The organism is Enterococcus sp. C46 (assembly GCF_040887565.1).
Lineage (GTDB): Bacteria > Bacillota > Bacilli > Lactobacillales > Enterococcaceae > Enterococcus_B > Enterococcus_B lactis.
The window spans coordinates 147,573-160,046 of the sequence record NZ_JBFOGA010000001.1 but is presented as its reverse complement, the minus strand read 5'-3'; the positions used below and the strand labels follow the sequence as shown (position 1 = coordinate 160,046).

The window sequence follows — 12,474 nt, the reverse complement described above, 5'->3', positions numbered from 1 at the left end:
CTTTGCTCTCTATTTTAACATAAGAGTGCTCTGTCTGAAATTATTTATTGAAATTTGTCTGAAAAAACTCAATATTTATTCTTTTGCTGAGTGGCTTTTAGCCAATGCTTCTGCCATTTGATCTTCTGTCCAAACTTCGATTCCTAATTCTTGTGCTTTGGTTAGCTTGCTGCCAGCATCTTCTCCTGCTACCACGATATCTGTTTTTTTCGATACGCTACCAGTCACTTTCCCGCCAAGATTTTCGATCGTCTCTTTTGCTTCTTCACGAGTCAATCGTGTTAGTTTACCAGTAAGGACTACTGTTTTTTCTTTAAAAGGCGACTCGACTTCTTGCAATTGGGTACTTCGAAGCCCTTTGTATTCGAAATTGACGCCTGCTTGTTTTAATTCATTCATCAATTCATGGACTTCTTCGTTACTAAAATAAGTGACTACACTGTCGGCAATGATATCACCGATCGTATCAAGCGCAATAATCGACTCATAGTCGCTTCTACTCAATGTCTCTAGATCACCGAAATGTTCTGCTAAAATTTTTGCTGCTTTCGCTCCGACATGTCGGATTCCTAACCCGAAAATCAACCGCTCGACCGAATTATCTTTGCTGTTGTCAATTGCTGTCAAAATATTATTTGCTGATTTTTCTTTTATTTTGTCCAACGTCAATAACTCTTCTTCTGTCAATTTATAAAGATCAGCAACATCTGCGACTAGTTTTTTGTCATACATCTGTTCAAGCACACGTGGGCCCAATCCGTCGATATTCATCGCATTTCTTGAGACAAAGTGGTTCAAGCCTTCTTTCATTTGAGCAGGGCATTTAGGATTGATGCACCGTAGCGCTACTTCTTCATCCAAATGGACAAGTTCACTTCCACAAACTGGGCAATGTGTAGGTAATTGGTATTCTTCGCTGTCTTTAGGTCGTTTATCCAACACGACTTGCGAAACTTCTGGAATGATATCTCCCGCTTTATAAATCAGAACTGTATCTTTTAAGCGGATATCCTTCAACTTGATATAATCCCCATTATGCAGACTGGCACGGCTTACTGTCGTTCCTGCTACTCGGACAGGCGTCATGATTGCCGTTGGTGTCACTACCCCCGTTCGTCCGACTGTCCATTCGATGTTTTCGATCAGTGTTTCAACTTCTTCTGGGGGAAACTTATAAGCTGTTGCCCATCGTGGTGCTTTGACAGTAAAGCCAAGTTGATCTTGCAACGAGAACTCATTCACTTTGATGACGATTCCATCAATCTCATAGGGCAAATCTACACGTTTATCATGATATTCCTCAATGTATGCCCATACTTCATCAATCGAATGACATAGACGTTTTTCCCGATTCGTGTGGAATCCTATTTTTTCTAGCTCTTCTAATGCATCATACTGTGTTTTTGCTTCCATAGGACCGAAATCAGCTACTGTGTATAAAAAAGTATCCAGATTTCTTTTCGCTGTGATTTTAGAATCTAACTGACGCAAGGAACCGGCTGCGGCATTCCGAGGATTCGCAAAGATATCTTTTCCCTCTGCTTCTCTGTCTTGATTCAATTGAACAAATGACCGTTTTGGCATGAAACATTCGCCTCTTACTTCGATGTTCATCGGTTCTTTTAATTTGATTGGGACTGATCGGACAGTCTTTAGGTTTTCAGTGATGTTTTCTCCTACAGTCCCATCCCCACGAGTCGCTCCTCTAACGAAGTTCCCATCTTCATAACGCAAAGAGACGGAAAGACCATCTATTTTTAGTTCGCAGCAATAGTCGACTACACGTCCCACTGCTTTTTGTACACGTTGATCAAAAGCTATCAGTTCTTCTTTGCTGAAAACGTCGTTCAAACTGTAAAGCGGAATATCATGAGTGACTTTTTCAAAACCTTCTAATACTTTTCCGCCTACTCGTTGAGTGGGAGAATCAGACGTGATCAAATCAGGATATTGTTCTTCGATTGCTACTAATTCTGCGTATTCTTTATCATAAACATAGTCTTCCACTGTTGGTTTATCTTCTACGTAGTATTCACGAGACCATTGGTTCAATCTTGTACGAAGTTCTTCTGCTCGTTTAGCAGCTTCGTCAATCGTCATTTCATGTTCCATCATTTACCCTCCACTACTAAGCTTTTTCAATTGGCGCAAAGGCAGCCAAAAGACGTTTTACTCCTTGACTTGGGAAAGCCACATCTAGTTCTAGATCCTTCGACGTCCCACTTACTCGGACGACTGTTCCTAGACCCCATTTTTTGTGTTTGACTTTATCTCCAGGTTTCCAGCTGTTCTTTTCCCCTCCAGTGGCACTTTTAGAGGAAACAACCGCTGTCTCTGGCTGTTTATAGCTATATGCTGTTTTTTTTGCGAATACAGGTGTTTTTTTAGGTGTAGGACGCATGCCCTCGATTTCTAGCAATTCTTGATCGATTTCTTCTACAAAACGAGAAGGACGGTTATATTGCGTCCGTCCATATAATGTTCTGGAGAAAGCATTGGTTAAATACAACGCTTCTTCTGCTCGCGTGATTCCCACATAAGCGAGACGACGTTCTTCTTCCAGTTCGCTTTCTTCCATCAATGCTCGAGATAAAGGAAAAACACCTTCTTCTAGACCAATCAGGAATACAACTGGGAATTCTAATCCTTTGGCTGCATGCAACGTCATCAATGTCACTTGCGAAGCGTCTTCTTCTAAATTGTCAATGTCAGAAACAAGTGCCAGATCGTTCAAGAAGACCGTTAGTTTTTCTTCTGGTGCATCAGCATCTTCTTCATTTTGCTGTTCGAACTGCTTATCGAATTCTTGTGTGACCGTTAAAAATTCCTCCAAGTTTTCGATACGCGCTTGTGCTTCTAATGTATTTTGGATTTTTAAATCTTCCAGGTATCCGCTACGATCCAAAACCTCTTTCGTCAATTCTGTCACTGTCAAGTATGGGATCATCTGCGTGACTTCTTGTATCATCTCTCCAAATGAACCTAATTGCTGGCCTGCTTTTCCACCGATATTTGCCAGTTCCACATTTTGGGCTGCTTCAAGCAGTGGCCATTCATGGAGAGAAGCAAAACTGCGTAGTTTTTCGATAGATCCTGGTCCGATGCCTCGTTTGGGCGAATTAACGATACGCTCAAAACTGATTGAGTCTTGAGGATTTGCCAGCACATTTAAATACGCTAAAATATCTTTGATTTCTTTCCGATCATAGAATTTGTGCCCTCCAACCATTTTATAAGGAATATTTGCTTTCAACAAGGTTTCTTCCATCACACGAGATTGTGCGTTCGTCCGGTACAAAATGGCAAAGTCGCCGTAATTCCGATGATTGCTTCGAATCTCTTCTTGCATCCGGTCTACGATAAAACGGGTTTCGTCTCGTTCATTATCTGCACGATAGTAAGTGATCTTGTTTCCTTCTTTGTTTTCTGTCCACAAGTTTTTTGGTTTTCGATTGCTATTGTTTTCAATGACTTGGTTTGCCGCGCTAAGAATGTTTTTCGTGGAGCGATAGTTTTGTTCCAGCAAAATCACTGCAGCATCTGGATAATCTTTTTCGAAATCCAAGATGTTCTGCATATCTGCACCGCGCCAGCCGTAGATACTTTGATCTGCATCTCCCACTACGCATAGATTTCTAAATCTACCTGCCAATAAATTGACCAACGTATACTGTGCGTGGTTTGTATCTTGATACTCATCTACATGAATATAATGGAATTTGTTTTGATAATATGTGAGTGAATCAGGATGTTCTTCAAATAACCGGATCGTATTCATGATCAGGTCGTCAAAGTCCATACATTGATTGTATTGAAGCTCTTTTTGATAAGCAGCGTAACATTTTGCCACAATCTCTTCGTAATAACTGCCTTGCATTTTTGCAAAATCTTGAGGGGTCTGCAAGCTATTTTTTGCTTGGGAGATTGTTCCTAATATGCTGCGAGGATCATATTTTTTCGGGTCAATGTTCAGTTCCTTCAGTATCCGTTTCATCAAGGTCAGCTGTTCAGAAGAGTCGATGATCGTAAAGTTCCGGTTATACCCGATAAAATCAACATCTCTTCTTAAAATACGCACACACATTGAGTGAAAAGTCGATACCCAGACATCTTCGCCCCCAGATGCGAGAATCGCATTGACACGTTCTTTCATTTCTTTTGCAGCTTTATTGGTAAAAGTAATCGCTAGGATGTTCCAAGGATTGACTTCTTTTTCCTCAATCAAATAGGCAATGCGATGCGTCAACACTCTCGTCTTTCCACTTCCCGCACCTGCCATCAGCAATAATGGTCCGTCAGTGTGAAGAACAGCTTCTTTCTGACGGGGGTTCATCCCGTTTAATAATTCAGCTTTGGATGACATTAACAACATCCTTTCTTTTATCAATCTTGTTAATTATAGCATTTTCTTGGCTTTCATTAAACTAGCTAATTCAAAATCATTTGTTTCTTTTTATGGATTTCTTCTTGTCAATTCGTTGATTTCGCGCTAAATTAAAAGAAAGCGAGGCGTTTGAATGGAAAAAAAAGGAAAAATCAAGAAATTAGATAAAACTCAGATATATTTTATTCTAAAAGGAATATTCGTTGGACTACTGACAGGAATCGTGGTTAGCCTGTTTCGTTTATCGATCGAAAAGTTAGGCGATTTTGTTCGAAGCATCTATGAAATAAGTCGGGAACAGCCGATTTACTTAGTTGGCATGGCTACTTGCTGCATCCTTGCAGCATTTTTTGTGGGTTATCTGGTCAAAAATGAACCGGATATCAAAGGAAGCGGGATTCCACAAGTAGAAGGACAGCTTCGAGGGGAATTATCAATGAACTGGTTCTCTGTTTTATGGAAAAAGTTCATTGGTGGTGTACTTTCAGTTGGCGCAGGACTTTTTCTAGGTCGAGAAGGCCCTTCTATACAGCTTGGTGCAGCTATCGGACAAGGAGCTGGACAATTGTTTCGGAGTCCATCTTCAGAAGAAAAGATTTTGATTTCTAGCGGAGCAAGTAGCGGACTTGCAGCAGCATTCAATGCTCCTATCGCAGGATTACTCTTTGTTTTAGAAGAAATCCATCACTCCTTCTCTCCTCTTGTTTGGCTGACATCTTTTGCTTCGGCCATCACAGCTAACTTTGTCTCTCTTTATTTTTTTGGCTTAAGACCAGTTTTATATCTAGGGGATCTTCCTTCTTTGCCGTTGAAATATTATGGTTCTTTGGTGGTATTAGGCGTACTTCTAGGCGTCTTAGGTTTTATTTATCAAAAGGTCCTGCTAGCATTGCCAAAATTTTACAACCGATTGCCTTTACCAGCTTATTTTCATGGATTCGTTCCTTTCTTGCTGATTTTGCCGATTGGTTATTTATGGCCTAGTACGCTAGGCGGAGGTAATCAAATCGTTTTAGCTTTTGGACATGCTTCATTGCCAATCATTATGATTATCGGTTTGTTTGTTCTTCGATTCGTTTTTTCCATGATTTCTTATGGTGGTGGTCTTCCAGGAGGGATTTTCCTTCCGATATTGACATTGGGGGCTTTAATCGGTAGCTTTTATGGAAACATCATGGTTGATTTCGGGATGGATCCAATCTACATCAAGGATTTCGTCGTGATTGCCATGGCTGGTTATTTCACAGCAATTGGAAAAGCACCGCTGACAGCAATTATTTTAGTGACAGAAATGGTTGGCTCTCTCAATCATCTGATGCCTTTAGGGTTGGCTGCTCTTGTTGCTTATATCGTCAATGATCTTCTCGGAGGGAATCCGATCTACGAATCATTGTTGGAACGTTTACTTGGAAACAATCAGACCGCCGCTCTTAAAGGCGCAAGGACAACTTTTGATTTTCCAGTAACGGCAGAGAGTTCTTTAGACGGATTAATGGTACGGGACTTCAATTGGCCTAAAAATATGCTGCTAATCTCTATACGCAGAGGAAATCAGGAAATCTTGACTCACGGTGATACGATCATGAATGTAGGAGATATTTTGGTAATCTTGACTGATGAAGCAAACTTACCAAGAATCAAGCAAGAAATCGAGGCTAAATCTTCGATCACAAATTTGAAGCAATCATTTTAACGAACCGGGAAGAACTATTTTATGGCACAACAACTATTCATCTATACTACTTTGACTCTACAAAAAAAGAAGAGGCTGGATTTCCCCAGTCTCTTCTTTTTATTTCTATGCTTCTGCTACTGCAGGAGCTTTTCTAAATAAACCATAAATCACACCAGAGACGACTGCTCCGATAGCAATAAACACCAAATACATGATTGGGTGACTCAGTAAGAATACAACAAAAATTCCGCCATGAGGAGCCAGTAATTTGATTCCGAAAGCACCGACTAATCCGCCAGTTAAAGCAGAACCAATAATAAAACTTGGAATGGCACGAATCGGGTCAGCTGCTGCAAATGGAATCGATCCTTCCGTGACAAACGAAAGTCCCATCACGATGTTCGTCAAACCAGCATCTTGATCTGTTTTGCTGAATTTACTTTTGAACAAACGTGTAGCAACGAAAATCGCCAATGGAGGGACCATTCCTCCAGCCATAACAGAAGCCATCACAACACTTCCGCCAGTGGCAACAGTCGTAGCTAAAGTTGCTGTACCAAATACATAAGCGGCTTTGTTGATTGGACCGCCTAAATCTGCCGCCATCATTCCAGCTAATAATGCACCAAGTAAAGCAGCATTCGAACCACTCATACTTGTCAAGAAACCGTTCAATGCATCATTGATTGCTTTCATAGGGACATTGACTAGCAACATCAGGAAACCAGTAATCAGTAAGCCAAACACTGGATAAAAGAGGATCGTTTTGATTCCATCCAATGATTTTGGTAAGTTCTTGAATAATTTACGTAAAAATACGATGACATAACCAGCCAAGAATCCACCAATCAGTGCGCCTAAGAATCCTGCGCCACCTGTATTAGCTAATGCACCAGCAGCAAATCCAACAATCAAACCAGGGCGGTCGCCGATACTTGAAGCAATAAATCCAGCTAATACCGGTAACATGAACCCAAATGCAGCTTGTCCGATTTGGTTGAACCAGCTAGCAGCTTGATTGTAGTTCCCCAGATTCGATAACTGGTCATGCGGCACGCCAATAAATTGGTCAATCATGAAAGAAAGAGCAATAGCGATTCCTCCACCAATAACGAATGGTAACATGTGTGATACGCCATTCATCAAATCTTTATAGATTCTTTGTCCGACAGTACCATCCGCGTTTCCTTCTTCTGAACTATTTTCTTTTCCGTCACCATGGAATACTGGTGCAGTACCACTAAGGGCTAGATTGATCAACTCTTCTGGTTTACGGATACCATCACTGACTGGACGATTGATCAATTCTTTTCCGTCAAAACGGTTCATCTCTACTTTTTTGTCTGCTGCAACGATCACGCCTTCTGCACGAGCGATGTCTTCAGCAGTCAATCGGTTTTTGATTCCTTCTGAACCGTTCGTTTCGACTTTGATCTCCACTCCCATTTCTTTCGCTTTTTTCTTCAAAGCATCTTCTGCCATGTAAGTATGAGCGATTCCTGTTGGGCAAGCTGTAACGGCAACAACGAATTTTCTTTCTGGATGAGCAGAAGCTTCTGCAGCTTGTGTTTCTTGTTCTGCTTTTTCTTCTGCTTCTTTTTGCTCTTCAGCTGTTTGGAACAAGTCTTGGACTTCTTCTGGTGTACTTGCTTCTTTTAATTTCGCTACAAAATCTGCATCAATCAGCAATCGAGATAGTGCTGCTAATGCTTGCAAGTGTGTGTCGTTCGCGCCCTCTGGAGCTGCGATCATGAAAAACAGATAAGTTGGCTGTCCGTCTAATGCTTCATAATCTACTCCTTTTTGGCTTTTTGCAAATAAAACTGTTGCTTCTTTGACTGCACTATTTTTCGCGTGAGGCATGGCGATTCCGTCACCAAGACCTGTAGAGGTTTGTGCTTCACGAGCTAGAATTCCTTCTTTATATGTGTCGATATCGGAAATCCGGCCGGCATCAAACATTTTTTGGACCATTTCATCGATCGCGCCTTTTTTATCAGTCGCTTGCAAATCCATGATCATTGCTTCTTTGACCATTAAATCCTTGATATTCATGATTATCCTCCTTGAAACTAATCAATTTTTGTGATTTCAACTTCTGGCAATAACTCATCAATCAGTTCGCGATCTGCCAAGTCATCAGAAAAAGCCGTTGCGCTTCCACAAGCAACTCCCCATTTAAAGGCTTCGATCGGATCTTTTGTCCGACTGTAAGCACCAATAAAACCGGCGATCATTGAATCCCCTGCACCTACTGAATTTTTCAACGGGCGAACCAATACATTCGTTTTATAAGTTCCTTGTTCTGTAAAGAGCAAAGCGCCATCTCCAGCCATTGAGATCAGCACATTCTGTGCCCCTTCAGCTAGTAATTTTTTCCCATACGGAATGATTTCTTCTACAGATTGGAAGGTTGTATTGTAAAGCTCAGCTAATTCGTGATTGTTTGGTTTGATCAACAACGGTTTCTTAACAAGTGCATTCTTTAGATCATCACCTGTTGTATCGATTACGAAATCTGCACCTTTTTCTCGAATGATATCAATCAGTTCTTGATAAAATCCTTTTCGTAGGCTGGCTGGCGCGCTTCCTGACAATACGACGATATCTCCTTGTTCTACTGTCCCTAGCGCTTGCTTCAATTCATTGATTTCTTCGTCTGAAATAGCTGGACCTAAACCGTTAATTTCAGTTTCAGTATCTGATTTTAGTTTGATATTGATTCTTGTATCTTCTTGCACGTGTGTGAACAAAGATTTGATTTGTTCTTTTTCAAGCCACTTCGAAATAAATTCGCCAGTGAATCCTCCTAAAAACCCTAGTGCTGTAGATTGAGAATCGATCCGTTTCAAAATACGGGAAACATTGATCCCTTTTCCTCCAGGCAATTTGAAGTCTTCTTTCATCCGGTTCAAATCACCTAGTTTTAACCCATCTACGCGTACAATATAATCAATTGATGGATTAAGTGTTACTGTGTAAATCATTGTATTGCCTCCTTAATTGTTGTCTTTTCACGGAATTCATTGATGAATTCTAATGGACAACGCTCGGTTATGATCGTGGCTGCTTCCAAAGGTGCAACAGAGGTGAAAGACAACTGGCTGAATTTAGTATGATCAATCAATACAAAGGTCTCTTCTGAATTTTTCATGGCTAAACGTTTAACTGCTGCTTCTTCTGGATCCGGAGTCGTGAATCCTTGTTCGATATGTGCACCGTTCATTCCCATAAACGCTTTATTGAAATGAAAATGTTTTAGTTGTTCTATCGCATTAGATCCTAAAACAGCATTGGTTGACAGCTTGATCGTTCCACCTAAAATGATCGTAGCAAGCTCCAAATCGACTAAATTTGCCGCATGTTGAACGGAATTTGTCACCACTGTGATTTGTTTTCCTTGTAAAAAAGGAATCATTTCTAAAGTAGTCGAGCCAGCGTCTAAATAGATGACATCTTCGTCATTAATGGTTTCAGCTGCCAATTTGGCGATCTGCTGTTTTTCATGAACGTTTTTGAGTGATTTTTCACTCATATTCTGCTCAAAATTCAATAATTGCTCTTTCTTAGCGCCGCCATGGACTCTTTCTAGAAACCCACCATTCTCCAACTCTTGCAAATCACGCCTTATCGTTGATTCTGAAGCATTCAAAAGGTTTACAAGATCTTGTGATTTCACGATTTTCTGCTGTTCAAGCAAGTCTAGGATTTTTTGTCTGCGTTCCTCTGTAAGCATTTTCACGGTCACCTCAATACAAATAATAGCATATTTTTTTTAGACTCGCAACACAAATCAGTCAAAAACGTTCACAAAAATTATAAATCAGTCAAAAAAAATAAAAAACCAGTCTTTTTTTGACTGGTTTCCTACTTTACTTGACTATTATCAAACTATTTTATCATTTGTTATTTTCGCTTCTTGTTTTTTCATATAAACAGTAGCAGGTTTTCTTTCCTTATGAAGAAGGTAATAATAAAGTCCCATCCCACCAAACATAACCAAGAAACCGATGACTGATCGAATAGGAAAATTAGGAACAAAAAAAAGACAGACGGATAATAATGATGCTGGAACCATGATTCGATAATAAAGTTGTTTATCCATTTTCTTCACCTCATATTTTTTGTAAAGTAATCAATTGTTCTAATTCGCGATAATCTAAAAACTGCACACGCAGATGCTTCTCGCCTTTCTTGACATCAAATTGGACACTACGCCGTTTTTTCTTTATTCGTTTGAAGGCAATATCAGAGAGTCTGTGTTTGATTTCCTTTAACGGTAAATCCGGAAGTGCTTCAGAAGGAACATAGATTCTTAATGATAAAAGATAATCTTGATATTTCTCATCTGTTACCTCTACTTCTAGATATTCCCTGATGTAATAACAATACGCTTCGATTCCATTGTCCAAAGCAACAGTCGGATCGATGATCTTATAGCACATCATTCGCGCGCGATTCTCGTCAACCCAAGGAAAATACGCCTGAGCATTCAGTGTTCCGCGGACACGTCTTTCTTTATAATTTCCTCCTTGAATATCATAACTTTTCGTTACAAAGAACGAGGCATTTTTTTTGGGAACAGGTTGCATTTGCGCATTTTGATACTGGACAGATTGAATCGTATGATCAGTATAAATGTATTCAACAAATGGTGGTTTCAACAATCCCACGCCGTTATCCCAAGCAAGGTGGTCAAACCCAAGCTGGTCTCTAAAATAGGATTGGAATAGCTGATTGTTTGTTTTTTGCCAATTGAATGGGTCTCGATAAAGCTGGATATATATGACTTCATTATCTAATTCTTTCACTTTTTCTACTTGTTGTGTATCGAGAAAAATCGGTTTTGGGATAATCTGATGGTAATAGTGACTGTAATACATTTCCCAGCATGAGGTAAAACATAAGCCTTGATAAAAAAGATCGTAGCCTGGAAATTGATTGCAATCCACTACTACGTCGCCATTTTTCTGTTTCATTTTAGGTAAACGCTCGATTTCATCCATCGTCTCAAACAGCAGCCGCTGGGTGATCTCTTTTGTATTGTGATAGATAAACTCGCTATACGCTCTCATATAAGCAAACACACCATGGGCAATCATTTTTTTCTGAATGAAATCTCGAATCAAAAACTGGTTTTCTTTGAAAACAGAGATAGACAATACATTTTTTATCAACAATTGATTGCCTTCCAAACGAAAACTACACTCGTTCTCGTCATTCCCTACAACTAACCAGCTTTCGTCTCTTACCGATGCGAGCATTATTTTTTCTTGAAGTTTCCTAAGATTATACGGGTCCGCTTGTTGAGTGAAAGAGCGGATAAATGTTGGCTGGATCAACAGACGTGTCAAAACAGCCCAATCGCTTATTTCCTGTTTTTTTTCTTCATCATCTAAGTCTGTGAGCTGGATAGTCATTAATAATTTATCTTCACCAATCATTTTCTCACCTCTTTCAAATCTTTTTATAATTTAATTATAACGAATGATAAAGAAAAACTAAAACTTTTTGTCTTGGAAACCAATTTTAGGTATTACATGGTAAACTAAGTAAAAAAGGAACAAAGAGGTGTTCGCGATGGGATTGAAATTTGAACGTACAGACAATTTAGATAAACTTTTCGAATCATTTGCTGTCGATCCGGAAAAAACAGTTGCGCCAAAAGAAGAAATCGATCGGTTTCTAAAACCGCAACCACAAAAAGAAAAGAAAAAAGACAAGAAACAAAAGTAAGATAAGTTCTGCAAAAAAAAGACTTACCAGCCAAACTTTTATGGAAGAGTTTGACTGGTAAGTCTTTTTTATTCTTTTTATGATTCGATTGCTTGTTCGATTGCTGCCCATGCTTCTTCTTTTCCTTGTTTTGTAACGGAAGAAAAAAGAATAAATGTGTCATTATGATCAAAATCCAATGCTTTTTTGATCTCGCTTTCATGCTTGTTCCATTTACCGCGAGGAATCTTATCTGCCTTAGTAGCAACAACGATCACAGGGATATCATAATACTTCAAAAATTGATACATCTGGATATCTTCTTGAGAAGGCTTATGGCGTAGATCTACTAAAGAAACGACCGCACGTAGTTGTTCTCTGGTCGTTAAATATGTCTCGATCATCTTTCCCCATTTTGCTCGTTCAGTTTTGGATACTTTTGCATACCCGTATCCTGGAACATCGACAAAATGCAACGCATTCTCAATCAAATAAAAGTTCAAGGTCTGGGTCTTTCCAGGCTTACCGGAAGTACGCGCTAAATTCTTTCGATCAATCAATGTGTTGATAAAAGAAGATTTCCCTACATTTGATCTCCCTGCCAGAGCTATTTCCGGCAATTGTGTCTCTGGATATTGTTTTGGTGCCACTGCACTTATGATGATTTCAGCTTGATGGACTTTCATGGTCTCTCTCCTTA

The 12,474-nt window shown here is 39.7% G+C and carries 10 protein-coding genes; 2 read left to right on the top strand and 8 right to left on the bottom strand.

The window, feature by feature from the left end:
- Nucleotides 1–75 precede the first annotated feature (75 nt).
- Complete coding sequence (ligA, locus tag AB3I27_RS00770) at nt 76–2,112, bottom strand: NAD-dependent DNA ligase LigA (RefSeq protein ID WP_002306506.1); 2,037 nt, start codon at nt 2,110–2,112, stop codon at nt 76–78.
- Nucleotides 2,113–2,128: 16 nt separating this feature from the next.
- Nucleotides 2,129–4,363, bottom strand: coding sequence for a DNA helicase PcrA (gene pcrA, locus AB3I27_RS00765; protein WP_002334742.1), 2,235 nt, complete (start codon nt 4,361–4,363; stop codon nt 2,129–2,131).
- 154 nt (nt 4,364–4,517) lie between these two features.
- Here pcrA and AB3I27_RS00760 point away from each other — a divergent pair, with 154 nt between their 5' ends.
- Nucleotides 4,518–6,077: a ClC family H(+)/Cl(-) exchange transporter gene (locus AB3I27_RS00760; protein WP_002292056.1), complete on the top strand. Its 1,560-nt coding sequence runs from the start codon at nt 4,518–4,520 to the stop codon at nt 6,075–6,077.
- Nucleotides 6,078–6,182: 105 nt separating this feature from the next.
- On the opposite strand, the gene AB3I27_RS00755 is transcribed toward AB3I27_RS00760, so the two are convergent.
- From AB3I27_RS00755 to AB3I27_RS00735, 5 genes are all read right to left on the bottom strand, one after another.
- The gene (locus AB3I27_RS00755) at nt 6,183–8,114 is read right to left on the bottom strand and encodes a fructose-specific PTS transporter subunit EIIC (protein ID WP_104760052.1); all 1,932 of its coding nucleotides are present in this window, start codon (nt 8,112–8,114) and stop codon (nt 6,183–6,185) included.
- A 17-nt stretch (nt 8,115–8,131) separates the two neighbouring features.
- The gene (gene pfkB, locus AB3I27_RS00750) at nt 8,132–9,046 is read right to left on the bottom strand and encodes a 1-phosphofructokinase (RefSeq protein ID WP_065773044.1); all 915 of its coding nucleotides are present in this window, start codon (nt 9,044–9,046) and stop codon (nt 8,132–8,134) included.
- Nucleotides 9,043–9,795: a DeoR/GlpR family DNA-binding transcription regulator gene (locus AB3I27_RS00745; RefSeq protein ID WP_002297539.1), complete on the bottom strand. Its 753-nt coding sequence runs from the start codon at nt 9,793–9,795 to the stop codon at nt 9,043–9,045. Before AB3I27_RS00745 ends, pfkB begins: the two co-directional genes overlap by 4 nt.
- Nucleotides 9,796–9,945: 150 nt before the next feature.
- Nucleotides 9,946–10,164 carry a hypothetical protein gene (locus AB3I27_RS00740; RefSeq protein ID WP_104760051.1) on the bottom strand — a complete coding sequence of 73 codons (219 nt, stop codon included), beginning with the start codon at nt 10,162–10,164 and terminating at the stop codon, nt 9,946–9,948.
- 10 nt (nt 10,165–10,174) lie between these two features.
- Nucleotides 10,175–11,503: a hypothetical protein gene (locus tag AB3I27_RS00735; protein WP_002345164.1), complete on the bottom strand. Its 1,329-nt coding sequence runs from the start codon at nt 11,501–11,503 to the stop codon at nt 10,175–10,177.
- Between the two features lie 136 nt (nt 11,504–11,639).
- Here AB3I27_RS00735 and AB3I27_RS00730 point away from each other — a divergent pair, with 136 nt between their 5' ends.
- On the top strand, nt 11,640–11,795 hold the full coding sequence (locus AB3I27_RS00730) for an SPJ_0845 family protein (RefSeq protein ID WP_002292066.1): 156 nt from the start codon (nt 11,640–11,642) through the stop codon (nt 11,793–11,795).
- A gap of 77 nt (nt 11,796–11,872) precedes the next feature.
- Here AB3I27_RS00730 and yihA read toward each other — a convergent pair whose 3' ends face one another.
- The gene (gene yihA / locus AB3I27_RS00725) at nt 11,873–12,460 is read right to left on the bottom strand and encodes a ribosome biogenesis GTP-binding protein YihA/YsxC (RefSeq protein WP_002292067.1); all 588 of its coding nucleotides are present in this window, start codon (nt 12,458–12,460) and stop codon (nt 11,873–11,875) included.
- Nucleotides 12,461–12,474: the final 14 nt, after the last annotated feature.

Bases quoted from the DNA above. Each gene is read 5' to 3' on its own strand.
- ligA (WP_002306506.1), bottom strand. From the start codon at position 2,112: ATGGAACATGAAATGACGATTGACGAAGCTGCTAAACGAGCAGAAGAA.
- pcrA (WP_002334742.1), bottom strand. From the start codon at position 4,363: ATGTCATCCAAAGCTGAATTATTAAACGGGATGAACCCCCGTCAGAAA.
- AB3I27_RS00760 (WP_002292056.1), top strand. From the start codon at position 4,518: ATGGAAAAAAAAGGAAAAATCAAGAAATTAGATAAAACTCAGATATAT.
- AB3I27_RS00755 (WP_104760052.1), bottom strand. From the start codon at position 8,114: ATGAATATCAAGGATTTAATGGTCAAAGAAGCAATGATCATGGATTTG.
- pfkB (WP_065773044.1), bottom strand. From the start codon at position 9,046: ATGATTTACACAGTAACACTTAATCCATCAATTGATTATATTGTACGC.
- AB3I27_RS00745 (WP_002297539.1), bottom strand. From the start codon at position 9,795: ATGCTTACAGAGGAACGCAGACAAAAAATCCTAGACTTGCTTGAACAG.
- AB3I27_RS00740 (WP_104760051.1), bottom strand. From the start codon at position 10,164: ATGGATAAACAACTTTATTATCGAATCATGGTTCCAGCATCATTATTA.
- AB3I27_RS00735 (WP_002345164.1), bottom strand. From the start codon at position 11,503: ATGATTGGTGAAGATAAATTATTAATGACTATCCAGCTCACAGACTTA.
- AB3I27_RS00730 (WP_002292066.1), top strand. From the start codon at position 11,640: ATGGGATTGAAATTTGAACGTACAGACAATTTAGATAAACTTTTCGAA.
- yihA (WP_002292067.1), bottom strand. From the start codon at position 12,460: ATGAAAGTCCATCAAGCTGAAATCATCATAAGTGCAGTGGCACCAAAA.